Source organism: Lysobacter sp. KIS68-7, assembly GCF_021284745.1.
Classification (GTDB): domain Bacteria; phylum Pseudomonadota; class Gammaproteobacteria; order Xanthomonadales; family Xanthomonadaceae; genus Noviluteimonas.
Genome location: NZ_CP089925.1, coordinates 2,122,716 through 2,147,031 on the forward strand (window position 1 = coordinate 2,122,716; position 24,316 = coordinate 2,147,031).

General features: G+C 68.2%; 22 protein-coding genes, 2 tRNA genes and 1 pseudogene. 16 read left to right on the forward strand and 9 right to left on the reverse strand.

The features are described 5' to 3' along the window. Positions 1-15: 15 nt before the first annotated feature. The 4 genes from LVB87_RS10320 to ccsA form a co-directional block, all read right to left on the reverse strand. Positions 16-1,200, reverse strand: coding sequence for an efflux RND transporter periplasmic adaptor subunit (locus tag LVB87_RS10320; RefSeq protein WP_232897886.1), 1,185 nt, complete (start codon positions 1,198-1,200; stop codon positions 16-18). Then, positions 1,197-2,669, reverse strand: coding sequence for an efflux transporter outer membrane subunit (locus tag LVB87_RS10325; protein WP_232897887.1), 1,473 nt, complete (start codon positions 2,667-2,669; stop codon positions 1,197-1,199). The genes LVB87_RS10320 and LVB87_RS10325 overlap by 4 nt, the downstream gene beginning before the upstream one ends. 4 nt (positions 2,670-2,673) lie before the next feature. Next, complete coding sequence (locus tag LVB87_RS10330; RefSeq protein WP_232897888.1) at positions 2,674-3,132, reverse strand: MarR family transcriptional regulator; 459 nt, start codon at positions 3,130-3,132, stop codon at positions 2,674-2,676. A gap of 80 nt (positions 3,133-3,212) precedes the next feature. Beyond that, positions 3,213-3,995 carry a cytochrome c biogenesis protein CcsA gene (gene ccsA / locus LVB87_RS10335; RefSeq protein ID WP_232897889.1) on the reverse strand — a complete coding sequence of 261 codons (783 nt, stop codon included), beginning with the start codon at positions 3,993-3,995 and terminating at the stop codon, positions 3,213-3,215. Positions 3,996-4,058: 63 nt separating this feature from the next. On the opposite strand from ccsA, the gene ffh reads away from it, so the two are divergent. From ffh to LVB87_RS10375, 8 genes are all read left to right on the forward strand, one after another. Next, on the forward strand, positions 4,059-5,429 hold the full coding sequence (gene ffh / locus LVB87_RS10340; RefSeq protein WP_232897890.1) for a signal recognition particle protein: 1,371 nt from the start codon (positions 4,059-4,061) through the stop codon (positions 5,427-5,429). A 97-nt stretch (positions 5,430-5,526) separates the two neighbouring features. Then, complete coding sequence (locus tag LVB87_RS10345; RefSeq protein ID WP_232897891.1) at positions 5,527-6,603, forward strand: YjgN family protein; 1,077 nt, start codon at positions 5,527-5,529, stop codon at positions 6,601-6,603. Between the two features lie 50 nt (positions 6,604-6,653). Beyond that, positions 6,654-7,631, forward strand: a complete 978-nt coding sequence (locus LVB87_RS10350) for a M48 family metallopeptidase (protein WP_232897892.1) — start codon at positions 6,654-6,656, stop codon at positions 7,629-7,631. A 118-nt stretch (positions 7,632-7,749) separates the two neighbouring features. Further along, positions 7,750-8,007, forward strand: coding sequence for a 30S ribosomal protein S16 (gene rpsP, locus LVB87_RS10355; protein WP_232897893.1), 258 nt, complete (start codon positions 7,750-7,752; stop codon positions 8,005-8,007). 34 nt (positions 8,008-8,041) lie between these two features. After that, a complete protein-coding gene (gene rimM / locus LVB87_RS10360; RefSeq protein ID WP_232897894.1) occupies positions 8,042-8,566 on the forward strand; it encodes a ribosome maturation factor RimM in 525 nt (174 codons plus the stop codon). Continuing rightward, positions 8,566-9,336 (forward strand): tRNA (guanosine(37)-N1)-methyltransferase TrmD, encoded by a 771-nt coding sequence (gene trmD / locus LVB87_RS10365; RefSeq protein ID WP_232897895.1) that lies wholly within the window; start codon positions 8,566-8,568, stop codon positions 9,334-9,336. Before rimM ends, trmD begins: the two co-directional genes overlap by 1 nt. A gap of 113 nt (positions 9,337-9,449) precedes the next feature. After that, positions 9,450-9,857, forward strand: coding sequence for a 50S ribosomal protein L19 (gene rplS, locus LVB87_RS10370; RefSeq protein ID WP_232897896.1), 408 nt, complete (start codon positions 9,450-9,452; stop codon positions 9,855-9,857). A gap of 93 nt (positions 9,858-9,950) precedes the next feature. Beyond that, complete coding sequence (locus tag LVB87_RS10375; protein ID WP_232897897.1) at positions 9,951-10,373, forward strand: RNA-binding S4 domain-containing protein; 423 nt, start codon at positions 9,951-9,953, stop codon at positions 10,371-10,373. 4 nt (positions 10,374-10,377) lie between these two features. Here the strand turns inward: LVB87_RS10375 and mutS are convergent, their stop codons facing one another. Next, on the reverse strand, positions 10,378-12,915 hold the full coding sequence (gene mutS, locus LVB87_RS10380) for a DNA mismatch repair protein MutS (RefSeq protein WP_232897898.1): 2,538 nt from the start codon (positions 12,913-12,915) through the stop codon (positions 10,378-10,380). A 161-nt stretch (positions 12,916-13,076) separates the two neighbouring features. Between mutS and LVB87_RS10385 the strand changes: the two genes are divergently transcribed. From LVB87_RS10385 to LVB87_RS10420, 8 genes and pseudogenes are all read left to right on the forward strand, one after another. Next, a complete protein-coding gene (locus LVB87_RS10385) occupies positions 13,077-13,574 on the forward strand; it encodes a CinA family protein (protein WP_232897899.1) in 498 nt (165 codons plus the stop codon). A 43-nt stretch (positions 13,575-13,617) separates the two neighbouring features. Continuing rightward, entirely contained in the window at positions 13,618-14,253 is a 636-nt protein-coding gene (gene lexA / locus LVB87_RS10390; RefSeq protein WP_232897900.1) for a transcriptional repressor LexA, read from the forward strand. A gap of 184 nt (positions 14,254-14,437) precedes the next feature. Further along, positions 14,438-15,481, forward strand: coding sequence for a recombinase RecA (recA, locus tag LVB87_RS10395; protein ID WP_232897901.1), 1,044 nt, complete (start codon positions 14,438-14,440; stop codon positions 15,479-15,481). 103 nt (positions 15,482-15,584) lie between these two features. Continuing rightward, positions 15,585-16,055: pseudogene (gene recX / locus LVB87_RS10400) on the forward strand (recombination regulator RecX); the annotation flags it as partial. Positions 16,056-16,245: 190 nt separating this feature from the next. Then, a complete protein-coding gene (gene alaS / locus LVB87_RS10405) occupies positions 16,246-18,912 on the forward strand; it encodes an alanine--tRNA ligase (RefSeq protein ID WP_232897902.1) in 2,667 nt (888 codons plus the stop codon). A gap of 142 nt (positions 18,913-19,054) precedes the next feature. Further along, a complete protein-coding gene (gene csrA / locus LVB87_RS10410; protein WP_232897903.1) occupies positions 19,055-19,264 on the forward strand; it encodes a carbon storage regulator CsrA in 210 nt (69 codons plus the stop codon). Positions 19,265-19,286: 22 nt separating this feature from the next. Continuing rightward, positions 19,287-19,379 (forward strand) — tRNA-Ser (locus LVB87_RS10415). Positions 19,380-19,445: 66 nt separating this feature from the next. Further along, a tRNA-Arg gene (locus LVB87_RS10420) sits at positions 19,446-19,522 on the forward strand. Between the two features lie 177 nt (positions 19,523-19,699). On the opposite strand, the gene LVB87_RS10425 is transcribed toward LVB87_RS10420, so the two are convergent. Genes LVB87_RS10425 through LVB87_RS10440 form a run of 4 tightly spaced genes read right to left on the reverse strand, consistent with a single transcriptional unit; the run spans position 19,700 to position 24,308 of the window. Beyond that, entirely contained in the window at positions 19,700-20,587 is an 888-nt protein-coding gene (locus LVB87_RS10425; protein ID WP_232897904.1) for a DMT family transporter, read from the reverse strand. 50 nt (positions 20,588-20,637) lie between these two features. After that, on the reverse strand, positions 20,638-21,678 hold the full coding sequence (gene murB, locus LVB87_RS10430; protein ID WP_232900537.1) for a UDP-N-acetylmuramate dehydrogenase: 1,041 nt from the start codon (positions 21,676-21,678) through the stop codon (positions 20,638-20,640). Positions 21,679-21,700: 22 nt separating this feature from the next. Further along, positions 21,701-22,759 carry a quinone-dependent dihydroorotate dehydrogenase gene (locus LVB87_RS10435; RefSeq protein WP_232897905.1) on the reverse strand — a complete coding sequence of 353 codons (1,059 nt, stop codon included), beginning with the start codon at positions 22,757-22,759 and terminating at the stop codon, positions 21,701-21,703. A 16-nt stretch (positions 22,760-22,775) separates the two neighbouring features. After that, complete coding sequence (locus tag LVB87_RS10440) at positions 22,776-24,308, reverse strand: aldehyde dehydrogenase family protein (RefSeq protein WP_232897906.1); 1,533 nt, start codon at positions 24,306-24,308, stop codon at positions 22,776-22,778. Positions 24,309-24,316 lie beyond the last annotated feature (8 nt).

A 24,316-nucleotide genomic window follows, 5' to 3' on the forward strand; every position in this document is an offset into this window, starting at 1 on the left:
CGGGCCTTCGTTCGATCAGCCGCGGTGGCCGAGGTTGTCGCGCACGATCTGGTCGATGCGTGCTTCGGCTTCGGCGAGTTGCCTGGCGTAGGCGTCGGTGGTGAGCAGCGGCTTGGCCGGCGGCGCGGCGGCGAGCAGCGCACCGTCCTGGTCGCGGATGTTCACGTCGGTGTGCATCGACAGGCCCAGGCGCAGCGGATGGTCCTTCAGTTGCGCGGTGTCGACGGAGATGCGCACTGGCACGCGCTGCACGATCTTGATCCAGTTGCCGCTGGCGTTCTGCGCGGGCAGCAGCGCGAACGCGCTACCGGTGCCCAGGCCCAGGCTCACCAGCTTGCCGTCGTAGCGCACGTCCTTGCCGTACAGGTCGGAGTGCAGTTCGACCGGCTGGCCGATGCGCATCTTCGCCAGCTGCGTTTCCTTGAAGTTGGCTTCCACCCACACCTGTTCGAGCGGCACGACCGTCATCAGCGTGGTGCCCGGCTGCACGCGCTGGCCGAGTTGCACGCTGCGCTTGGCCACGTAACCGCTGACCGGCGCGACGATCGACATGCGCTGCAGGTTGAGGTAGGCCGCGCGCACCTGCGCTGCGGCGGCGGCGACCTGCGGCTGGTCCTGGATCGTGGTTGCATCGACGAGCGCGCGGTTGCGCGAGAGGTTCTCGCCGGCGCTGGCGAGCGCGGCTTCCGCGGCGGTCAGTTCGTCCTGCGCATGCGCGAGTTCTTCCGCGGAGACCGCGCCGGTGGCGACCAGGCCGCTGCGGCGCTTCACGTCGTCGCGCGCCTTGTCGACGGCGACGCGGCGTGCCGCGATTTCCGCGTGGTTCTGGTCGACCGCGCTGTACAGGCCGCGCACCTGGCGCACGGTGTTGGCGAGGTTGGCCGCGGCCTGTTCGTAGGCCACGCGTGCGTCGTTCGGATCCAGCTGCACGAGCACCTGGCCTGCGACGACCTTCATGCCGTCGTCGGCGCCGATGCTCACGACGGTGCCGGCCGTCTGCGGCGTGATCGCCACGACGTTGCCCTGCACGTAGGCGTCGTCGGTGGATTCGTGCCAGCGCGCGACGAGCAGGTACCACAGCGTCCAGGCGATGGCTGCCACGACGACGACGAGCGCGAGGATCGTCAGTGCGCGCTTGCGCTTGTTCACCGCCTTCGGCGCGGGGGCGGGGGCGGCGTTGGGATTGATGGCGGTGGTCATGGCGTGGGGGCGTTCGCGGAAGAGGTGGACGTCGTGGAATTCGAAAGATCGATCGGATGCGCGATGGCCAGGCCGCCACCGAGCGCGCGCTGCAGGTTCACCGTGGCGGCGAGCCGTTGCGCGCGCAGCGTGTCGAGGGTCTGGTCGACCTGGAACAGCGCGCGCTGCGCGACGAGGACGTCGAGCTGCGTGCCCAGGCCTGCGCGATAACGCGCGGTGGACAATTCGTACGCGCGTTGCGCGGCGTTGCGACCTTCGTTCGCGGTCGCCAGCTGCCCATCGAGTGCGCGCGCGGAGACCACGGCATCGGCGACTTCATGCACCGCACCGACCAGCGTCTGGTCGTAGTCGGCGACGGCGAGGTCGTATTCGGCGTCGGTCTTCGCAAGCTGGTTGCGCAGGCGGCCGCCGTCGAAGATCGGCAGGCTCAGCGCAGGGCCGCCGCCGGCGAGGAAGGCGTCGCTCGAGAACAGATCGGAGGCGTGGCCCGCGGCGAGGCCGACCAGGGCGGTGAGGTTCACGCTCGGATAGAACGCGGTTTTCGCGCTGTGGATGCGTTCGCCCGCGCCTTCCACGCGCCAGCGCGCGGCGACGACGTCGGGACGATGGCCGAGCAATTCGCTCGGCAACACATCGGGCACCGCGGCTGGCTGCGCCTTGAGCACCGACGGCGCCTGGATCGACAGGCCGCGATCGGGGCCCTTGCCGAGCAGCGCGGCGAGCGCGTTGCGTGCGAGGTCTGCCTGCTGTCGCGCGGCCTGCGCCGCTTCGCGCGCGGCGGCGACGGTCACTTCGGCGCTGCGCAGCTGCAACTGGTTATCCAGGCCCGCGTCGACGCGTTGCTTCGACAGCGAGGCCAGGCTGGTGGCGCGCGTGGATTCCGCATTCGCCGTCGCTTCGGCGGCGGTGGCCTGTGCGAACACGATGTAGGTCTGCGCGATGTTGGATGCGAGCACGAGTCGCGCGGCCTGCGCATCGATTTCCGCGGCGCGCGCCTGGTCGAGCGTGGCGCGCCAATCGGCGGCGTGCCCACCCCACAGGTCCAGGCTCCAATGGAAGGTGAGGCCGAGCAGGGTGAAGGGCAGATAGCTGCCGCCGAGGTCGGGGCCGCCCACCGTTTCGGGGATCACCACGCCGCTGTATTGCGCGGTGGCGGACAGCGATGGCTTGCGTGCCGAATCGGCGATGCCCGCCTGCGCGACGGCCTGGCGCACGCGCGCATCGGCCGCGGCCAGCGTCGGCGTACCCGCGAGCGCTTCGGTGATCAGCGCGTCGAGTTGCGGATCGCCGAGCACGGTCCACCACTGCTGCGTGGGGAACTGCGCATCGGAGGTGGCCTTGAAGGATTGCTTCGTCGCCAGCGTGGCGTTCGCATCGCGCGGCTGCGAAGCAGGCGCGAGGCCGTGCGTACTGGCGCAACCGGCGAGGATCGTCGCGAGCGCCAGTGCGGAGATTCGGGGGAAACGCATTCGATCAGTCCTCGGCCGCGAGGTTGTCGCGGACCTGCATGAGCAAGCGGGTGAGTTCCGTCTGTTCGGCTTCGGAGAGGTTCGCCATCGCCTGGTCGTGCACGCGCTGCGCGGAAGGAGAGATCTCCTTCCACAGCGCATTGCCTGCGTCGGTGAGGCGGATCTGTACGGCACGGCGGTCGCCGGGGACCGCATCGCGCGCGATCAGGCCTCGCTCTTCGAGCTTGTCGAGCAGGCGGGTCATCGCGCCGGGGTGCAGGTAGGCGGCGCGCGCCAGTTCGGTCGTGCCGGACGAGCCGTAGGCGAGCGTCTTCAGGGTGATGTACTGGCTGAAGTTGAGCTCATGGCCGGCGGCGGCGAGCTCGCGCTCCATCCGGGCCCACATGGCGTCGCGGACCTGGCGGAACAGCAGGCCCAGGCTGGAGCCGCTGCAGACAGCCGGGGTGTCGGGAGGCGTATTCATGGGCCGGCATGATGGATGCCGACGCAATAGTTGTCAATGCAAGTATTGTGAAGGCGACTATTGCATCGACGCCCATTCAGCTACACGCGCTTGAGCACCATCTCCAGCACGAACTGGCTGCCGAAGAAGGCCAGCATCAGCAGGGCCATGGCGCCGAGGGTCCAGCGGACCGCCACCGCGCCGCGCCAGCCCCGGCGCCAGCGGCCGAGCAGCAGGGCACCGAAGGCCAGCCACGACAGGATGCTCAGCACCGTCTTGTGGACCAGGTGCTGGGCAAGCAGGTTTTCGACGAACAGCACGCCCGTCAGCAGCGTCAGCGTGAGCAGCACGAAGCCGACGCCGATCGTGCGGAACAGCAGCGATTCGAGTTCGGTCAGCGGCGGCAACGCGCGCAGCCAGCCGCGGAATTCGCGCCGACGCAATGCACGCTCCTGCGCCCACAGGAACAAGGCGAGCACGGCGGCGATCCCCAGCGTTGCGTAGGCCAGCAAGGCGCACCACGCATGCAACTGCAATCGCCAGTCGAGCGGCGATGCGGGCACGTGGCCGTACGCGGCATAGGCGAGCGCGAAGATCGCCGCGATCGGGAACACCAGGACGCCGAGCGCCGCCATGCGCCCGTTCGCGCCGTACAACGTGGTCAGCGCCGCCATGCCCAGGCTCACCAGCGACAGCGCGGCGAAAAAGTGCATGTCCGCGGTGCCGCTGGCCTGCCAGGCGGTGGCATGCGCGGCCGCATGCGTGGCGACACCGATGACGGCGGGGATGAGCCACGCGCGGCCGTGCGAATCGCGGGAGACCCCGCGGGCGAGCAGGCCGGCGGCGACGAGGTAGGCGAGGGCGGCGATGAATGCGAGCGTCATGCGGCGGAGTGTGCCACGGGCGAGGGGCTATACTTCGCGGCCGTTTTTCGACTCGCCGATCCCATGTTCGAATCCCTGACCCAGCGCCTGTCCGGCACCATCGAGCGCCTGCGCGGCCGCGGTCGCCTGAGCGAAGAGAACATCCGCGAGTCCCTGCGCGAAGTCCGCATCGCGTTGCTGGAAGCCGACGTCGCACTGCCGGTCGTGCAGGCGCTGGTCGAGCGCATCAAGGTGCGTGCGGTCGGCCAGGAAGTGCTGAAGTCGCTGACGCCCGGCCAGGCGCTGATCAAGGTCGTGCGCGACGAGCTCACCACGGTGATGGGCTCGGCCACCAGCGATCTGAACCTCAACGTGCCGGCGCCCGCCGTGGTCCTGATGGCCGGCCTGCAGGGCGCGGGCAAGACCACCACGGTGGCCAAGCTCGCCAAGCACCTCAAGGAACGTCGCAAGAAGAAGGTCATGGTGGTGTCGGCGGACGTGTACCGCCCCGCCGCGATCGAGCAGCTGAAGACGCTCGCGCAGCAGGTCGACGTGCTGTTCTTCCCGTCGGATCCCTCGCAGAAGCCCGAGGCGATCGTGCGCGCCGCCATCGACGATGCGCGCAAGTCCTACGTCGACGTGCTCATCGTCGACACCGCGGGCCGCACCAGCATCGACGACGCGATGATGCGCGAGATCCAGGCGCTGCATGCCGCGGTGTCGCCGGTCGAAACGCTGTTCGTCGTCGACTCGATGACCGGCCAGGACGCCGCGGTCACCGCGAAGCATTTCGGCGAAGCACTCCCGCTCACCGGCGTGGTGCTCACCAAGACCGACGGCGACGCACGCGGCGGCGCCGCGCTGTCGGTTCGCTACATCACCGGCAAGCCGATCAAGTTCATGGGCACGGGCGAGAAGCCCGATGGCCTGGATGTCTTCCATCCCGACCGCGTCGCCAGCCGCATCCTCGACATGGGCGATGTGCTCTCGCTCGTCGAACAGGTCGAGCAGCAGGTCGACAAGGACAAGGCGGCCAAGCTCGCGGAGAAGGTGGCCAAGGGCAAGCGCTTCAACCTCGAGGACATGCGCGACCAGCTCGAGCAGATGCAGAACATGGGCGGCCTGCACGGGCTCATGGACAAGCTGCCGGGCATCGGCCAGATCCCCGAGAACCTGAAGAGCCAGGTCACCGGCAAGGAAGTGCCGCGCATGATGGCGATCATCGGGTCGATGACGCCGCGCGAGCGCAAGAACCCGCACCTGCTCAACGGCTCGCGCCGGGCGCGCATCGCGCGCGGCTCCGGCACCTCACCGGCCGACGTCAACAAGCTGCTCAAGCAGTTCCAGCAGATGGAAAAGATGATGGGCAAGCTCGGCTCGGGCGGCATGAAGGGCCTGATGCGGGGCATGAAGGGCATGATGGGTGGACGCGGCGGGATGCCGCCGTTCCGCTGATCCATGCGATGAATTCCCGTTGTTGATGTCGGCGCGACTCCTGTAAGGTCGGCCGGCCGGCTGGGGAGCCGGTTTCACCTCCAGGGGATCACTGCACATGGATTACGGCATTCCGGCGCCGCCGGGCGGCTTTCCGTCGCCTGCGCCCGTCACGCGCCATCGTCCCGAATTCACGGGCAAGGCCGGCGAATACTTCGGCATCTGGTTCGTCAATCTCATCCTGACGATCGTCACGCTCGGCATCTATTCGGCGTGGGCGAAGGTCCGCACCGAGCGTTACTTCTACGGCCACACGCGGCTGGCGGGCGCGAGCTTCGAATACCTTGCCTCGCCGATCGCGATCCTGCGCGGACGCCTGATCGCGTATGCGGTGGTGATCGCGCTCGGCCTGAGCTTTCGCTTCGCGCCGATGCTCTACGTCGCGCTCTTTGCGGCGATCAGCCTGGCGATGCCGATGATCATCGTGCTCGGGCTGCGGTTCCATGCGCGCAACTCGGCGTGGCGCGGCATCCGGTTCCGTTTCGACGAGTCGCTCGATGCGGCTTACGGCCCCTTCATGGGCTGGCCGATCCTGCAGACGGTGACGCTCTCGTTGTTGTTCCCGATGGCCAAGCGCCGGCAGCACGAGTTCGTCGTCGAAGGACACAAGTTGGGCAACGTGCGGTTCCGCTTCGACGCGCCCGGCGAGGACTACTACAAGTACTACGGCATCGCGATCGGGCTGGGCGTTGCCTGGTTGGTGGCGGCAAGCCTGATGGTCGGCGCGGTCGTCTCGGCGTTCGGCGTGGGCAAGCCGGGCGCACCCGGCGCCGAAGTGCTCGCGGGCGTCGCCATGTTCTACCTCGGGTTCTTCGCGCTGATCGTGTACGTGCGCACCAAATACAAGAACCTGTTCTGGAACAACGCACGCCTGGACCTGCATCGCTTCGAATCCACGCTTCGTGCGCGCGACATGCTGTGGATCTACGTGTCGAACGGCGTGGCGATCCTGTGCTCGGTCGGCCTGCTCGTGCCGTGGGCGATGGTGCGCCTGGCGCGTTATCGCGCCGAGCATTTCACGCTGCTGGCGCGCGATGCGCTGGACGGCTTCGAGGCACGCAACGAAGGCCAGCGCAGCGCCGTCGGCGAAGAGCTGGTCAGCGCGCTCGACGCCGGCCTGGACCTCGGCTTCTGAGCGAGCTCGCCGGCCACTGGTGCGACGGACGCTCCAGCCGCATCCGCCCCGTGCGGTTGCGGCTGGAAGCGGCGCACACGTTGCACATCGAAAGCGACGACGCGCCGCCGGAAGCATGGCCGGTCGCGGAGATCTCCGTCAGCCCGAGGCTCGGGTCGACGCCGCGCATCCTGCGTTTCGCGGGGGGCGGACAGATCGAATGCCAGGACTCGCCTCTGCTGGAAGCGTGGTTCCCCACGAGGCGCGAGAGTCGCGTGGAAGCCTTCGCCGACTGGCTGGAGCGTCGGCGCACGGCGATCGTCGCGGCCGCGGCGGTGACGGTGCTCGCGACCGTGGCGTTCGTGAAGTTCGGGGTGCCGTGGATCGCCACGCGCGTGGCAGAACACATGCCTGCGTCGGTTGAGCACCACCTCACCTCGCAGGTCGTCGCGATGCTCGAGAAGACGCACTTCCATCCGACCGCGATCGCGGCCGAGCGCCAGGCGCGATTGCGCGTGGGCTTCGCCGACCTCGTTCGCGGCGAACCGCGCGCCGACCAGATGCAGGTCGTCTTCGTCGCCTCGCCCTCGATCGGGCCGAACGCGTTCGCCCTGCCGGACGGTCGCATCTACATCACCGACCAGCTCGTCGCGCTGGCGGACGACGACGATGAACTGCTCTCGGTGCTGGCGCACGAAGCCGGGCACCACGTGCATCGCCACGGCATGCGGCTGGCGATCGAGAGTTCGTCGGTGCTCGTGGCCACGGGCCTGATGTTCGGCGACGTGTCGGGGTCCTCGATCGCGGTCGCGGTGCCGGCCGCGTTGCTGAACAGCGGGTTCTCGCGGGAGCACGAACGTGAGGCCGATGCCTATGCGATCGACCTGCTGAAGCGCCGGCGCGTGGCGCCGACGGCCTTCGCCCGCATGCTCCGCCGCCTGGAACAGGACCAGCGCAACGAGCCGGGTGGCGTGGTCGGCTATCTGTCGACCCATCCCCCGACCCCGGAGCGGATCCGGGCCGCGGAAGCGGCCGCAGCGGGGCGGTAGGCGAGGGCGGGCGTGCGGGCCGGGCGGGTGGCGGGTTCCCTCGCGCCCATTCAATGGCTTAGAATCGCCGGCTTACCTCGGCACCCTGCCGACTGGGCAACACAGGAAACTCCGCACCATGGTCAAGATTCGCCTCACCCGCGGCGGCGCGAAGAAGCGCCCCTTCTACCACATCATCGTCACCGACAGCCGCAGCGCGCGCGACGGCCGCAACATCGAGCGCCTGGGTTTCTACAACCCGATCGCGTCGGGCGCCGAGAAGTCGGTGGAACTGAACACCGAACGCCTGACCTACTGGATCGGCAAGGGTGCGCAGATGACCGACAAGGTCGCCAACCTCGCCAAGCAGGCCGCCTCGGCCGCTCCGGCTGCCTGATTCCGGTGCATTCGCGCAACGCGCGAATCCCCGCATGAGCGACATCGACGACGCCCCACAGAAGACGATTCTGCTGGGGCGTTTTCATGGCGCCTTCGGGATCAAGGGCGAAGTGAAGCTCGAAAGCTTCACCGACCCGCCCGAACGCATCTTCCGTTACCAGCCATGGACCCTGCGCGATGCGCAGGGCCACGAGCGCGCGTGCGCCGATGCGCGCGGTCGCGCCACCGCCAAGGGCGTGGTCGCGCGTCTGTCGGACCTCGAAGACCGCGATTCCGCGGACGCGATGCGCGGCACCGAAGTCTGGGTCGCGCGCTCCGCACTGCCACCACCGGCGCCCGGCGAGTATTACTGGGTCGACCTGGAGGGCCTGCGCGTGGTGAACCTGGAAGGCGTGTCCTTCGGCACCGTCTCGCACCTGTTCTCCACCGGCGCCAACGACGTGCTCGTGGCGCAGGGCGATCGCGAACGCATGATTCCCTTCGTCGAACCCGATTACATCAAGTCGGTCGACTTCGACGCGGGCCTGGTCACCGTCGATTGGGATGCGGATTTCTGATGCGCGTCGACATCGTCAGCCTGTTCCCCGAATTCATCGACCAGTGCTCCGCCTTCGGCGTGGTCGGGCGTGCGCGCGAGCGCGGCCTGCTCTCGCTGCACGGCTGGAACCCGCGCGATTACGCGACCGGCAACTACCGGCGCGTCGACGACCGCCCCTTCGGCGGCGGTCCCGGCATGGTGATGTTGATCGATCCCCTTCGCGCGGCGATCGAAGCAGCACGCGCCGCCGATCCGGCCGAAACGAAGGTCGTCTACCTCAGCCCGCAAGGCCCGCGCCTGACCCAGGCCAAGGTCCGCGAGCTCGCCGCGCGTCCACGCCTGGTCCTGCTGTGCGGCCGCTACGAGGGCATCGACGAGCGCCTGATCGAGGCGGAAGTCGACGAGGAACTGTCGATCGGCGATTACGTCCTGTCGGGCGGCGAGCTGGCGGCGGCGGTGGTCGTGGATGCGGTCGCCCGTCTGCAGGAGGGCGCCCTGAACGACGCCGACTCGGCCACCCAGGACAGCTTCGAGGCCGACGGCCTGCTCGATTGCCCGCATTACACGCGGCCGGTCGAACACGCGCTGGGGCAGGTCCCCGAGGTCCTGTTGTCGGGCAACCATGCGGAAATCGCGCGCTGGCGGCGCATGGAATCCCTCGGCCGCACCTGGCTCCGCCGGCCGGACCTCATGGACGAGAAAAGCCTGAACAAGGCCGACCGCGCCTTGCTCGACACCTTCCGCAGCCGCTACCTCCGCGGCCTGGATGAATCGGACGGGGACGCGTAAGCCCCCGGCCGTCAACGAAAAGCTAGCCATATCGTGCCGGAGCCCGCTAGAATGCGCGGCTTCGCGTCAACCGTCGCCGCCGTGAGGCGCGACCACCTCCAACAGGCCGTCCCATGAACAAGCCCTCGCTCAACACCCTGCTGCAGAATTTCGAAGCCGACCAGATCCAGCGCAAGCTGCCCGACTTCGGCCCCGGCGACACCGTGGTCGTCAACGTCAAGGTCAAGGAAGGCAACCGCGAACGCATCCAGGCCTACGAAGGCGTGGTCATCGGCAAGAAGAACGCGGGCCTGAACTCGGCCTTCACCGTGCGCAAGATCTCGCACGGCTTCGGCGTCGAGCGCGTGTTCCAGACCCACAGCGCCGCCATCGACTCGGTCGAAGTGAAGCGCCGCGGCGACGTGCGTGCGGGCAAGCTGTATTACCTCCGTGGCCTGGAAGGCAAGGCTGCGCGCATCAAGGAAGACCTGGCCGGCAACGCCAAGGCCAAGGCGGCCGCTGCCGCCGCTGCGCAGCAGTAATCTTTCGCCACATCGCGCACGCGTTGCGCGCACGACGACCGCCCTCGTGGCGGTCGTTGCGTTTCCGGACATGCAAACGCGCACACTTCGCCCATGACGCAACCGACTCCACACGCCGCGACACTGCCCCAAGCGGGCGTGCGCATCGATGTGTGGCTGTGGGCCGCGCGCTTCTTCAAGACGCGCAGCCTGGCCAAGCAGGCGATCGAAACCGGCAAGGTGGAGATCGGCGGACAGCGTGCGAAGGCCTCGCGTGCGGTGCACGTGGGCGACGCAATGGTGATCGCGCGGGGCGAGGAGCGCTTCGAGATCGAAGTGCGCGGTTTGTCCGACACGCGCGGTCCCGCGCCGATCGCGCAGGCCTTGTATGCGGAGAGCGAAGCATCGAAGGCACGTCGTGCCAACGAACGCGCGACCCGCGCCGCCGAGCGCGCCGGTTACCAGGCGCCCGAAACCAAGCCCGACAAACGCGCGCGCCGATTGATCCGCGCGCTGGGCGACATCGACGCGCTCTGACGCGTCAGGTCAAACCCTTCAATCGATAGAGCGCTTCGAGCGCCTGCCGCGGCGTGAGTTCGTCCGGCTCGATCGCCGCCAATGCTTCGAGCGCGGCGGAGGAGGGCGCGAACAAACCGAACTGCTGCGGCGATTCCATCGCCTCCGGCGTCATCGGCATCGTCGGTGCATCGCGGCCCTGTTGTTCGAGTTCCGCCAGCCGGCCACGCGCCTGGCGCACGACCGACTTCGGCAAGCCCGCGAGCGCGGCGACCTGCAAACCGAAGCTGCGATTCGCCGGTCCGTCCTTCACCGCATGCATGAACACCAGCGCGTCGCCATGCTCGACCGCATCCAGGTGCACGTTGGCGATGCCGCTGCCCGGTTCTGCGAGCGCGGTGAGTTCGAAGTAGTGCGTGGCGAACAGCGTGTAGCTGCGATTGACCGCCGCCAGGTGCCGCGCGCAGGCATCGGCAAGCGCGAGGCCATCGTAGGTCGACGTGCCGCGGCCGATTTCGTCCATCAGCACGAGCGACTCGTTGGTCGCGTGGTGGAGGATGTAACTGGTTTCCGCCATTTCGACCATGAAGGTCGACTGGCCGCGCGCCAGGTCGTCGCCCGCGCCGATGCGCGTGAGGATGCGGTCGATCGGCCCGATCAGCGCGCGCGAGGCGGGCACGAAACTGCCGATGTGCGCGAGCAGCACGATCAGCGCGTTCTGCCGCATGTAGGTGGACTTGCCGCCCATGTTCGGGCCGGTGATCACGCGCATGCGCACGTGTTCGTCGAGCACGAGGTCGTTGGGCTCGAAGGGGTCGGTGCGCACGGCTTCCACCACCGGATGGCGGCCGCGCTCGATGTGCAGGCCCGGGGCGTCGCGCAGTTCGGGGCGCGCCCAGTCCAGCGCCTGCGCGCGTTCGGCGAAGCAGGCGAGGACGTCGAGTTCAGACAGCGCGGAGGCGCAGCGCTTCAGCGGTTCGAGGTCGTGGTTGAGCGCGTCGAGCAGGCCTTCGTACAACAGCTTTTCGCGCGCCAGCGAACGCTCGCGCGCGGACAGCACCTTGTCCTCGAACTGCTTGAGTTCCTCGGTGATGTAACGCTCCGCGCCCGTCAGCGTCTGCCGGCGCGTGTAGTGCGCGGGCGCGCGATCGGACTGGCCCTTGCTGATTTCGATGAAGTAGCCGTGCACGCGGTTGTAGCCGACCTTCAGCGTGGCGATGCCGCTGGCGGCGCGTTCGCGCGCTTCGAGATCGACGAGGAACTGGTCGGCGTGCGTGGAGAGGCGGCGCAGTTCGTCGAGTTCGGCGTCGTAACCTTCGGCGAAGATGCCGCCGTCGCGCGCCAGCACCGGCGGCTGCGGCACGATGGCGGCGGCGAGCAGGTGCGCGTTCGCCGCGTGTTCGCCGAGTTCGTTCGACAAGGCCTGCAGGCGCGGGGAATCCAGCGGGGCCAGGTGCGCACGCACGCCCGGCAGCATGCCCAGGCCATCGCGCAAGGTGGACAGGTCGCGCGGACGCGCGCTGCGCAGCGCCACGCGCGTCAGGATGCGTTCGAGGTCGCCGAGGCCCCGGAAGGTCTCGCGCAGCGCGATGTCGGCGCGCGCATCGATCAGCGTGGCGACGGCGTGGTGGCGCTCGCCGACGACGCGGCGGTCGCGCAAGGGGCGATGCAGCCAGCGGCGCAGCAGGCGGCCGCCCATCGGCGTGATCGTCGCATCGAGCACGCCGAGCAGCGTGGTGCGCACGTCGCCGTCCACGCGCGTGTCTAGTTCGAGGTGGCGGCGCGTGGCGGCGTTCATCGCGATTGCGCCATCGCTGGCTTCCACCGCGATCGACGACACGTGCGGCAGGCGCTGCTTCTGCGTTTCTTCGACGTAGCCGAGCAGGGCGCCGGCGGCGGCGATCGCGCGCGGGCGATCCTCGAGGCCGAACCCGGTGAGGTCGTGCACGCCGAAGAAATTCAACAACTGGCGACGCCCGGTGTCGGCATCGAACAACCAGGGCGGACGGCGGCGCGCGCCCGTGCGCGCGGCGATCGCTTCGGGCCACGCATGATCGTCGGGCAGCAGGAGTTCGGCCGGTTCCAGGCGCGCGAGTTCGGCTTCGAGCGCGTCTTCGGAATCGACTTCGTTGACGAGGAAGCGACCGCTCGACAAGTCCATCCACGCCAGCCCGTAGCCGCGCTTGTCGCGCGAGACCGCAAGCAGCAGCGTGTCGCGGCGCTCGCTGAGCAGCGCTTCGTCGGTGACCGTGCCAGGCGTGACGATGCGGACGACCTTGCGTTCGACCAGCCCCTTGGCGAGCGCCGGGTCGCCGATCTGTTCGCAGATCGCCACCGATTCGCCGAGCGCGACCAGGCGCGCGAGGTATCCCTCGTAGGCATGCACCGGCACGCCCGCCATCGGGATCGGCTGGCCCGCGGAGGAGCCGCGCTGGGTCAGGGTGATGTCGAGCAGGCGCGCGGCCTTGCGCGCATCGTCGTAGAACAGCTCGTAGAAATCGCCCATGCGGAAGAACAGCAGCACGTCCGGGTGCTCCGCCTTGGCGGCGAAGAACTGGCGCATGAGCGGGGTGTGGGCGGCGTCGTTGCGCGCGGAGGCAGGATCTTGGACGGACACTTGATACGCGCAGGAGTCGGGAGCCGGGGCAGTATGCCAGCCGCGCCGCACGACGCGTCGGTGCGATTTGCGATACAAACGCGCGTCCCGACCGTGCATGGATCCGCATGAGCGTCCCAGACGATTCCTCCCTGCAAGCGCTGTCCGCGCAACTCGGCGAACGCCTGCGCGCCGCGCGCCACATGCTGGTCACTGCCGAAAGCTGCACCGGCGGCTGGATCGCGAAGGCAGTGACCGACGTGCCGGGTTCCTCGGACTGGTTCGACTGCGGGCTGGCCGCCTACAGCTACGAGGCGAAGCAGGCGCTGCTCGGCGTGCGCCCCGAGACGCTCGAACGCCACGGCGCGGTGAGCCGCGAGACCGTGCTGGAAATGGTGTCGGGCGCGCTCGTGCATTCGGGCGCCTCGCTCTCGGTGGCGGTCACCGGCATCGCCGGCCCCGGCGGCGGCACGACCGACAAACCCGTGGGCACGGTCTGGATCGCCTGGAAACGGCGCGGGGGTTACGCGAAGGCCGAGATCCACCATTTCGATGGCGACCGGGACGCCGTGCGCCGGCAGACGGTGGAAGCCGCGCTGCGCGGGCTCGGGGGCCTGCTCGACTGAACCTGTTGACGGCTTGTGTCTGTGAGTAGTATTACTACTAACCATGGACCTGACCGACACGCAGCAAGCCATCCTGGCCCTCATCGCGGAGCGGATCGAGCGCGATGGGGTTCCTCCGTCCCAGACGGAGATCGCCCACGCCTGCGGCTTCAAGGGGGTGCGCGCAGCGCAATACCACCTCGAGGCGCTCGAGCAGGCCGGTGCGATCCAGCGCATCCCCGGCGTGGCCCGCGGCATCCGGGTCGTGCATCCCGGCGGTGGGTCGAAGCCCCAGCCGCCAGCAGCCAATGACGATGCATTGCGCCTGCCGGTGCTCGGTCGCGTGGCGGCCGGCGTGCCGATCGGCGCGGATGTCGGCGGCGACAGCTACGTGCTGCTCGACCGCGTGTTCTTCTCGCCGGCGCCCGACTACCTGCTCAAGGTCAAGGGCGACTCGATGCGCGACGAAGGCATCTTCGACGGCGACCTGATTGGCGTGCACCGCACGCGCGACGCGCGCTCGGGCCAGATCGTGGTCGCCCGCGTCGATGACGAAGTCACCGTCAAGCTCCTCAAGATTTCCCACGACCGCATCCGCCTGCTGCCGCGCAACCCGGACTACGCGCCCATCGACGTGCAGCCCGGCCAGGACTTCGCGATCGAAGGCCTCTACTGCGGCCTGGTGCGGCCCAACCGATGAACGCAACGCGAGCACTTTTCCGACAGCGCCCTCCGGCTTCGCCCGATGCCGCCGGTCGCCGGTCCTGCCGACGATGACCCTCCCCACGAAGAAAAAAACCGGTCATCGCATGCCCCGTCTCAACCTACGCGAACAAGCGCCGATAACGTCGCCGCCCAACACATCCCAGACTCAGGACTCCACCATGGACGAGAACAAGAAGCGCGCCCTCTCCGCCGCCCTCGGGCAGATCGAAAAGCAGTTCGGCAAGGGCTCGGTGATGCGGATGGGCGACAAGAGCGTGGAGCCCGCCGAGGTCATCGGCACCGGCTCGCTCATGCTCGACATCGCGCTGGGCATCGGCGGCCTGCCCAAGGGGCGTGTCGTCGAAATCTATGGTCCTGAGTCCTCGGGCAAGACCACGCTGACGCTGCAGACCATCGCGCAATGCCAGAAGGCGGGCGGCACCGCGGCCTTCATCGACGCCGAACACGCGCTCGACCCGATCTACGCGCAGAAGCTGGGCGTCAACATCGACGACCTGCTGGTCTCGCAGCCCGACACCGGCGAGCAGGCGCTGGAAATCGCCGACATGCTGGTGCGTTCCGCCGCGGTGGACATGGTGGTGATCGACTCCGTCGCGGCGCTCACGCCCAAGGCGGAAATCGAAGGCGAAATGGGCGACCAGCTCCCCGGCCTGCAGGCACGCCTCATGAGCCAGGCGCTGCGCAAGCTCACCGGCAACATCAAGCGCAGCAACTGCATGGTCATCTTCATCAACCAGCTGCGCATGAAGATCGGCGTGATGATGCCGGGCCAGAGCCCGGAAACCACGACGGGCGGCAACGCGCTCAAGTTCTACGCCTCGGTGCGCCTGGACATCCGCCGCATCGGCTCGGTCAAGAAGGGCGACGAGATCATCGGCAACGAAACGCGCATCAAGGTCGTCAAGAATAAGATGGCGCCGCCGTTCAAGCAGGTCATCACCGAAATCCTCTACGGCGAAGGCATCAGCCGCGAAGGCGAGCTGATCGAGATGGGCGTCAACGCCAAGCTCGTGGAGAAGTCGGGTGCCTGGTACAGCGCCTACGACGAACGCATCGGGCAGGGCAAGGAAAACGCCCGCACGTTCCTCAAGGAGAACCCGCAGGTGGCTGCGCGCCTGGAAGCGGAACTGCGCGCGAAGCTCGCGCCGGCGCCGCAGCCGCAGGAACCCAAGCGCGATGCCTCGGAAAGCACCGAAGCCTGAACCGGCGTCCTCCCCGTTGGCTATGGGATGGCGCAGCGGGGAGGACGGTCCGGGCCCGGCGGAAACGCCCGGCCCGGATGCAACACGCACGGATGAAGCGCGCGGCCGCAAATCTCGGCGTCCGCGCCCGGAGCCTACGCCGGCCCAGCGCGCCCTCGGCTTGCTGGTCCGTCGCGAACACTCCCGCAAGGAACTGACCCGCAAGCTCACCGCGCGCGGTGTCGAAGCAGAAGCGGCCGTTGCCGCCGTCGACAAGCTCAGCGCAGCAGGCTGGCAGGACGACCAGCGCTTCGCCGAAAGCCTCATCCGCAGCCGCGTGGCCGCCGGCCATGGCCCCGTCCGAATCCGCGCCGAGCTCGCCATGCATGCGCTCGACCGCGAAGGCGTGGCGCAGGCCCTCGACGCAGCCGAAGTGGATTGGGATGCAGCGGCGCGCGACCTCGTGCGCCGCCGCTTCGGCGCCGATGTCGCCGCCGATCGCGACAAGCAGCGCAAGGCCGCCGACTGGCTGCTCCGCCGTGGTTTTACCGGCGCCCAGGTCCGCGCGGCGACGCGCTTCGACCCCGAAGACTGATCGGCGCGAGGCCGCGTGCCTCCGCCGCACTGCCGAGTTCCCGCGCGCGCGGGCGATCCTTCCGACGGCCTGCTACGCTTGGCGACTTCCGGAGCGCCATGCTCCGCGTCCGCCGTCGGCGACGCGGGCAGCGGTGCGTCCGCCCGATTTGACGGCCCGCCTTTCCGGCCCCCCATTTTCCGGTCGCCCCATGAATTCGCCCAAGACCCTTTTCAGCACCCACCAGATCCGGTCCGATTTCCTCGAGTTCTTCCGCTCCAAGGGCCACGCCGTGGTCCCGTCCAGCCCCTTGGTGCCCGGCAACGACCCGACCTTGCTGTTCACCAACGCCGGCATGGTGCAGTTCAAGGATGTCTTCCTCGGCGCCGAGAAGCGCAGCTACACGCGCGCGACGAGTTCGCAGCGCTGCGTGCGCGCCGGCGGCAAGCACAACGATCTCGACCAGGTCGGTTACACCGCGCGTCACCACACTTTCTTCGAGATGCTGGGCAACTTCAGCTTCGGCGATTACTTCAAGCGCGAAGCGATCCAGTGGGCGTGGGAGTTGCTGACGCAGGTGTGGCAGCTGCCCGCCGAGCGCCTGCTCGTCACGATCTACCACAACGACGACGAAGCCTTCGACATCTGGCACAAGGTCGTCGGCCTGCCGGCCGATCGCATCATCCGCATCGGCGACAACAAGGGTGCGCCGTTCGCCTCCGACAATTTCTGGCAGATGGCCGACACCGGTCCCTGCGGCCCGTGCACGGAAATCTTCTACGACCATGGCGCGCACATCGCCGGCGGTCCTCCGGGTTCGCCGGATGAAGACGGCGATCGCTTCATCGAAATCTGGAACAACGTCTTCATGCAGTTCGACCGCCAGCCGGACGGCACGCTCGTGCCGCTGCCCGCGCCGTGCGTCGACACGGGCATGGGCCTGGAGCGCCTCGCGGCCGTGCTGCAGCACGTGCACAGCAACTACGAGATCGATCTGTTCCAGCACCTGATCCGCGCCGCAGCGTCGATCACGGACACTGCGGACCTCGAACACAAGTCGCTGCGCGTCATCGCCGACCACATCCGCGCGTGCAGCTTCCTCATCGTCGATGGCGTGCTGCCGTCGAACGAAGGACGCGGTTACGTGCTCCGCCGCATCATCCGCCGCGCCGTGCGTCATTTCTGGAAGCTCGGTGCGCTGCAGGCCGACGGTGCGTTCTGGCGCATGGTCGCGCCGCTGTGCGAAGTGATGGGCGAGGCCTATCCGGAACTCGTGCAGAAGCGCGAGCTCGTCGAGCGCGCGCTGAAAGCCGAGGAAGCCGCGTTCGCGCAGACGCTGGACGCCGGCATGATGCGCCTGGAAGGCTATCTGCAGGCCTCCGGCGGCAAGCTCACGGGCGAGCAGTTGTTCCAGCTGCACGACACCTATGGCTGCCCGCCCGACCTGATCGCCGACATCCTGCGCGAAAAGGGATCCTCGCTCGCGCCGGAAACGATGGCCGAGTACGAACGCCTGATGGAACAGCAGCGCGAACGCGCGCGTGCCGCGGGCAAGTTCGGCGGCGGCCTCGCGCTGCCGGGCGAACTGATCGCGCAGCTCAAGCCCACCGAATTCATCGGCTACGACCACGGCGAAGCCGGCGGCCTCACCGTGGCGGCGATCGTGCGCGATGGTCGCCCTGTCGATGCCATTTCCGCCGGCGACGAAGCCGTCGTGATCCTCGATCGCTCGCCGTTCTATGCCGAGAGCGGCGGGCAGGTCGGCGACACCGGGCGACTGGCGGAGCTGGGCACGATGTTCGCCGTGCGCGACACGCAGAAGCTCGCGGGCCAGTTCCATGGCCACATCGGCACGCTCACCGCGGGCACCCTGAAGGTCGGCGACCATCTCGTCGGCGCGATCGACGTCGATCGCCGCGCCGCCACCGTCCTCAACCACAGTGCCACGCACCTGCTGCACGCCGCGTTGCGCACCGTGCTCGGTTCCCACGTGACGCAGAAGGGCTCGCTCGTCGCGCCCGATCGCCTGCGCTTCGACTTCTCGCACTTCCAGGCGATGACGCACCAGGAGCTCGCGACGATCGAGCGCATGGTCAACGCCGAGATCCGCCACAACCACGTCGCCGAAGTGCGCCACATGGGCATGCAGGAAGCGCTCGACTTCGGTGCGATGGCGCTGTTCGGCGAAAAGTACGGCGAGCGCGTGCGCGTGCTGCGCATGGGCGACACCTCCACCGAGTTGTGCGGCGGCACGCATGTCTCGCGCACGGGCGACATCGGCTTGTTCAAGATCGTGTCCGAAGGCGGCGTGTCCGCGGGCGTGCGCCGCATCGAAGCCGTGACGGGGCAGGGTGCGCTCGACTTCGTCGTGGACGAAGAGCGTCGCCTGCACGATGCCGCCCGACTTCTCGGCGGCAGCGCAGCGGAAGTGAACGAAAAGCTGCGCGCGCTGCTGGATCGGCAGAAGAAGCTCGAGCGTGAGGTCGAAACCCTGAAGGCGAAGGCTGCGTCCGGCGCGACGTCCGACCTCGCCGGTGCCGCGGTCGAAGTGGCCGGCGCGCGGGTGCTGGCCACGCGCCTGGAAGGGTTTGACGCGAAGGCGCTGCGCGAAGCGATGGATCGCCTGAAGCAGCAACTCGGCGATGCCGTCATCGTGCTCGCCGGCACGACGGACGGTAAGGCCGCGCTTGTCGCGGGCGTGAGCGGTGCGCTGGTCGGGAAAGTGAAGGCCGGGGAACTGCTGGCGCACGTTGCCAGTCAGATCAACGGCAAGGGTGGCGGCCGTCCCGACCTCGCGCAGGGCGGCGGCGACGATGGCCCCGCTCTGCAAGCGGCGCTCGCCGCGGTTCCGGAATGGGTCGCCGAGCGCCTACACTGAGGGCATGACGATCTGCGGTTGTGGGCCCATGGTCACACGACTTATGATCGTTCAGCTTCGCGCTACATTGGATGTGCCTCGCCGCGCGCAAGTGCGGCGGTAACGACCAGACGGAATAGGCCGCTGGCGAAGGAGACGCGACATGTTGATCCTGACTCGTCGAGTCGGCGAAACACTGATGATCGGGGATTCGGTGACGGTCACGGTGTTGGGAGTGAAGGGCAACCAGGTTCGCATCGGCATTACTGCGCCGAAGGACGTTGCCGTACACCGGGAAGAGATTTACCAGCGCATCCAGCGCGGCGAGGAACCCGGCGACCAGGGCAAGACAGGTTTGCCGCCTTCGGCGTGAGTCTGTAGACTTCGCGGCCTCCGGAGACTTGCCCGAGAGGCCGAAGGGGCTCCCCTGCTAAGGGAGTATGGGGTCAAAAGCTCCATCGAGGGTTCGAATCCCTCAGTCTCCGCCACATCGCTTCGAAATACGAAATACAAGTATTGCGAAGCGACGAAGCGATCTGCATAATTCCGCTTCTGCGCCCGTAGCTCAGCTGGATAGAGCACCAGGCTACGAACTTGGTGGTCGGGAGTTCGAATCTCTCCGGGCGCGCCACACAAACAAAAAGGCCGATGCGAAAGCATCGGCCTTTTTGTTTGTGTGCTTCGACGGCGCTTCGCGCGTCGACCCGAAGTTTGTTTTACAAACTTCGGGCCAAGCAGTCTTGCATGCCAATTCCCCGCGCTGACGCGCGCCCCCTTTACTAAAGGGGGCTACGCCACCCGGAAATCCTCACTCGTTCGGCTGTGCGGCTTCCGTGGGCGCTTGTGAGGCGTGTCTGCGTGCGAGCTGCGCTTCGCGGTGCGCGATGTAGGCGTTCGCGCTGAAGATGATGGCGGCGCCCAGGACGGTCCAGCGGTCCAGGCGTTCGTCGAACAGCAGCCAGCCCGCAACGGCCACCACCGGCAGTTGCATGAAGCTGATGGGGGACAGGGCGGAGACGTCGCCGACTTTCAGGGCGCGCGTCCACAGCATGTGGCCGCTCGTGCCCATCGTGCCGGCGGCGGCCACCCACAGCCAGGTGATGCCGTGCGGCCATTCCCACACGAACAAGGCGGGCAGCAGCGACATCGGAACCCACAGCATCGTCGTGTACAACACGATGCGGTCAGCAGGTTCGGTACGCGAGAGTTGCTTGATCTGGATCGACACCAGTGCGCTCAGGACGGCCGCGGAGATCGCCACCAGGGTGCCGAGGGTGAAGCTCGAGCTGCCGGGGCGCACGATCATCAGCACGCCGACGAAGCCGATCGCCACCGCGGCCCAGCGACGTGCGCGCACTTGTTCGCCCAGCATCCACACGGCCGCGATGGTCACGAACAACGGCGTCGAATACGACAGGGAGATCGCCTGCGCGAGGGGCAGGTGCCCGATCGCCCAGAAGCCGCAGAACATCCCGAGCACGCCAATGACACAGCGAAGGATGTAGCGAGGGAACTGGGTGGTGCGCAGGATCTGCGTCCCATGCTTCAGCAGCAGCGGCGAGGCCGCGATCAGGCCGAAGAAGTTGCGGAAGAACGCAATCTCGAAGGTGTGCAGCGACTTCGAGGCCAGACGGATCGCGACGGCCATCAGGCCGAAGAAGAGCGAGCTGCCCAACATCAGCAGCGCCGCGCGCATGTGGGGCGAGCCCAGGTGGCTCGTTGCGTTCGCCTGTCCCGGCCCGGCGCTCACCAGACGGCGCCGACGATGCGGGGCTCGGGCTCGATGGCCACGTCGAAGCGCTCGCGCACCGAGGCCGCGATGCGTCGTGCCAGCGCGAGCAGGTCCGCGCCCGTCGCACGGCCGTGGTTGACCAGCACCAGTGCGTGCGAGTCGGCCACGCCGGCATCGCCGTCGCGATGGCCCTTCCATCCGCACTGGTCGATCAGCCATGCGGCGGAGAGCTTGCGCGTGGCCTCGTCGCCGGTGCGGAACATCGGCAGCTTCGGATGCGCCGCATGCAGTGCGTCGGCCACGGCGGCCGGCACGATCGGATTCTTGAAGAAGCTGCCCGCGTTGCCGATCACGGCGGGGTCGGGCAGTTTGCGGCGGCGGATGCGGCACACCGCTTCGGCGACCTGCGAAGGCCGCGGCGATTCGATGCCCATCGCGGCGAGTTCGTCGCCGACGCCGGCGTAATCCAGCCGCAGGTGCGGGGTGCGCGAAAGTCGGAAGTCCACGGCAGTGACGACGTAGCGATCGGGGTCATGCTTGAACACGCTGTCACGGTACGCAAACGCGCACTCGGCAGGCGTGAGCCGCACCACGGAACGATCGCGGCGATCGAACGCGTGGACGGCGTGGATCGATTCGCGCACCTCGATGCCGTACGCACCGATGTTCTGGATCGGCGCGGCACCCACGGTGCCGGGAATCAGCGAAAGGTTTTCCAGCCCCGCCAGCCCGTGGCCCAGCGTCCACAGCACGAAGGCATGCCATTCCACGCCCGCGTCCGCGCGGACGATCGCCGTGTCGCCATCGTCTTCCACGATCGCGATGGCTTGCGCGCCCAAGGCCAGCACCACGCCCTGCGGATCGCCGGCGAACAACACGTTGCTGCCGCCGCCGAGCACCAGCACGGGGCCTTCGCGCAACATGCCGTAGCCGAACAGCTCCGGAAGCGCGGCCGCGTCGGCGACTTCGACGAGCATCGGCGCGCGCGCCGCAACCCCGAAGGTGTTGCGTGCGTCGAGTTTTGCGTTTTCGACGATGCGGAAGCCGTGCGCCATGGCAGGCGCCATCTTGCCCGACTCAGTCATGCGGCGGCACGTGCCCCCGGCTCGGCGCTTCCTTGCGTCGGCGCATCGCATCCACGCATTCGCCGATCAGCGCCGGCCCGCGATACACCAGGCCCGTGTACATCTGCACCAGCGTCGCACCGGCGGCGGTCTTGGCCGCCGCGTCGGCGCCGGAGAGGATGCCACCCACGCCGATCATCGGGATGTGCTCCGGCAGGCGCGTGCGCAGGCGGCGCAGGACGAGCGTCGACTTGCCCATCAGCGGTTCGCCGGACAGGCCGCCCGCTTCCTCCGCATGCTTCATGCCTTCCAGCCCGAAGCGCCCGACCGTGGTGTTGGTCGCGATCACGCCGTCGACTTCCAGGTCGCTGAGCACGCGACCCGCGGCGTCGATATCGTCGTCGGACAGGTCCGGCGCGACCTTCACCAGCATCGGCACGCGGCGCCCGTGCTGCGACCCCAGGCGCTCCTGCGCCTCGCGCAGCGCACCGACCAGGCGACGCAGCGCCTGCTCTTCCTGCAATTCGCGCAGGCCCGCCGTGTTCGGCGAGGAGATGTTGACGGTGATGTAGTCGGCAAGCGGGTACACCCGCTCCATGCAGTACAGGTAATCGACTTCCGCCGACTCGTTCGGCGTGTCCTTGTTCTTGCCGATGTTGATGCCGAGCAGCCCGTGCGTGCGACGCGCGCGCTGCACGTTGCGCACCAGCGCATCCACGCCTTCGTTGTTGAAGCCCAGGCGATTGATCACCGCGCGCTTTTCGGGCAGCCGGAACATGCGCGGCTTCGGGTTGCCTTCCTGCGGGCGCGGCGTGGTGGTGCCGACTTCGACGAAGCCGAAGCCGAGCGCCAGCAGCGCATCGATGTGCGCGCCGTTCTTGTCCAGGCCGGCGGCCAGGCCGACGGGGTTCGGGAAGTTGAGCCCGAACGCGCGCGTCGGCAGCGGCTTCACCGCGCGCGACACCAGCGGGTTCATGCCGGTGCGGTAGGCCGACTCGAGCGCGGCCAGCGTCACCGCGTGCGCGCGCTCGGCGTCCAGCCCGAAGAGGAAGGGGCGGGCGAGTCCGTACATCCTTGTCAGTGGTCCGTCACAGGTCGAACTTGATGCCTTGCGCCAGCGGCAGCGCATCGGAGTAGTTGATCGTATTGGTCTGGCGGCGCATGTAGGCGCGCCAGGCATCCGATCCGGACTCGCGTCCGCCGCCGGTTTCCTTCTCGCCACCGAAGGCGCCGCCGATCTCCGCACCCGAGGTGCCGATGTTGACGTTGGCGATGCCGCAATCCGAGCCCGAGGCGGCGAGGAAGGCTTCGGCCGCCCTCAGGTCCTGGGTGAAGATCGACGACGAGAGGCCCTGCGGCACGGCGTTCTGCATGCCGATCGCTTCGTCGAGGCTGCCGAACTTCATGACGTAGAGGATGGGCGCGAAGGTTTCGTGCTGCACGATGGCCGCATCGTTCGACAGGCCCGTCACGATGGCCGGCAGCACGAAGTTGCCCTTGCCTTCGATCGCAGCGCCGCCGGTCTCGACCTTGCCGCCCGCGGCCTTGGCCTGGGCGATCGCGTCGAGGTAGGCGTCCACGCCGTCGCGGCTGTTGAGAGGCCCCATGAGGTTCGCCGGATCGGTCGGGTCGCCGATCTTCTTCTCGACCTGCTTGTACGCGGCAACCAGCTTCGACAGGACATCGTCGTGGATGGCCTCGTGCACGAACAAGCGACGCGTCGTGGTGCAGCGCTGGCCCGCGGTGCCGACGGCGCCGAACACGATGGCGGGGATGGCGAGCTTCAGGTCGGCCGACTTGTCCACGATGATCGCGTTGTTGCCGCCCAGTTCCAGCAGCGAACGGCCCATGCGCTTGGCGACGCGCTCACCGACCATGCGGCCGATCTTCGTCGAACCGGTGAAGGAGATCAGCCCGACGCGCTTGTCGTCGACGAAGGTCGAAGCCAGGTCGCTGCCCGCGTCGTTGAACAGGAAGAAGATGTCCGGGAAGCCGCCCTGCTTGAGCGCGGCGTTGCAGATCTTCATCGCCGCGATGGCCGACAGCGGCGTCTTCGGCGAGGGCTTCCAGATCGAGATGTCGCCGCACACCGCGGCGATGAACGCATTCCACGCCCACACCGCGACGGGGAAGTTGAACGCGCTGATGATTCCGACGAGGCCGATCGGATGCCACTGCTCGTACATGCGGTGGCCCGGGCGCTCGGAGTGCATGGTCAGGCCGTAGAGCTGGCGCGAGAGGCCGACGGCGAATTCGCCGATGTCGATCATCTCCTGCACTTCGCCGTCGCCTTCCGGCTTCGACTTGCCCATTTCGAGCGCGACCAGCGAACCGAGCGCGTCCTTGTTGGCGCGCAGCGCTTCGGCGCACAGGCGGATGGCTTCGCCGCGGCGCGGCGCCGGCGTCGTGCGCCACACCTTGAACGTGGCCTGCGCGCGCTCGACGATGGTGTCGTAGTCGGCCTGCGAGGACGCGTGGACCTTGGCGAGCACGGCGCCGTCGGTGGGGTTGACGGGCTCGATCACGCCGGCGTCGCTGGTCTTCGACCATTCGCCGTTGCCGAGGTAGGTGCCGGATTCGGTAGCGCCGAGGCCGAGCGCTTTGAGGACAGGATGGGTCACGGGGGGAT

Excerpts from the sequence above, each read along its gene's own strand:
- LVB87_RS10320 (WP_232897886.1), bottom strand. The coding sequence starts at position 1,200 with ATGACCACCGCCATCAATCCCAACGCCGCCCCCGCCCCCGCGCCGAAG.
- LVB87_RS10325 (WP_232897887.1), bottom strand. The coding sequence starts at position 2,669 with ATGCGTTTCCCCCGAATCTCCGCACTGGCGCTCGCGACGATCCTCGCC.
- LVB87_RS10330 (WP_232897888.1), bottom strand. The coding sequence starts at position 3,132 with ATGAATACGCCTCCCGACACCCCGGCTGTCTGCAGCGGCTCCAGCCTG.
- ccsA (WP_232897889.1), bottom strand. The coding sequence starts at position 3,995 with ATGACGCTCGCATTCATCGCCGCCCTCGCCTACCTCGTCGCCGCCGGC.
- ffh (WP_232897890.1), top strand. The coding sequence starts at position 4,059 with ATGTTCGAATCCCTGACCCAGCGCCTGTCCGGCACCATCGAGCGCCTG.
- LVB87_RS10345 (WP_232897891.1), top strand. The coding sequence starts at position 5,527 with ATGGATTACGGCATTCCGGCGCCGCCGGGCGGCTTTCCGTCGCCTGCG.
- rpsP (WP_232897893.1), top strand. The coding sequence starts at position 7,750 with ATGGTCAAGATTCGCCTCACCCGCGGCGGCGCGAAGAAGCGCCCCTTC.
- rimM (WP_232897894.1), top strand. The coding sequence starts at position 8,042 with ATGAGCGACATCGACGACGCCCCACAGAAGACGATTCTGCTGGGGCGT.
- trmD (WP_232897895.1), top strand. The coding sequence starts at position 8,566 with ATGCGCGTCGACATCGTCAGCCTGTTCCCCGAATTCATCGACCAGTGC.
- rplS (WP_232897896.1), top strand. The coding sequence starts at position 9,450 with ATGAACAAGCCCTCGCTCAACACCCTGCTGCAGAATTTCGAAGCCGAC.
- LVB87_RS10375 (WP_232897897.1), top strand. The coding sequence starts at position 9,951 with ATGACGCAACCGACTCCACACGCCGCGACACTGCCCCAAGCGGGCGTG.
- mutS (WP_232897898.1), bottom strand. The coding sequence starts at position 12,915 with ATGCGCCAGTTCTTCGCCGCCAAGGCGGAGCACCCGGACGTGCTGCTG.
- LVB87_RS10385 (WP_232897899.1), top strand. The coding sequence starts at position 13,077 with ATGAGCGTCCCAGACGATTCCTCCCTGCAAGCGCTGTCCGCGCAACTC.
- lexA (WP_232897900.1), top strand. The coding sequence starts at position 13,618 with ATGGACCTGACCGACACGCAGCAAGCCATCCTGGCCCTCATCGCGGAG.
- recA (WP_232897901.1), top strand. The coding sequence starts at position 14,438 with ATGGACGAGAACAAGAAGCGCGCCCTCTCCGCCGCCCTCGGGCAGATC.
- alaS (WP_232897902.1), top strand. The coding sequence starts at position 16,246 with ATGAATTCGCCCAAGACCCTTTTCAGCACCCACCAGATCCGGTCCGAT.
- csrA (WP_232897903.1), top strand. The coding sequence starts at position 19,055 with ATGTTGATCCTGACTCGTCGAGTCGGCGAAACACTGATGATCGGGGAT.
- LVB87_RS10425 (WP_232897904.1), bottom strand. The coding sequence starts at position 20,587 with ATGCGCGCGGCGCTGCTGATGTTGGGCAGCTCGCTCTTCTTCGGCCTG.
- murB (WP_232900537.1), bottom strand. The coding sequence starts at position 21,678 with ATGGCGCACGGCTTCCGCATCGTCGAAAACGCAAAACTCGACGCACGC.
- LVB87_RS10435 (WP_232897905.1), bottom strand. The coding sequence starts at position 22,759 with ATGTACGGACTCGCCCGCCCCTTCCTCTTCGGGCTGGACGCCGAGCGC.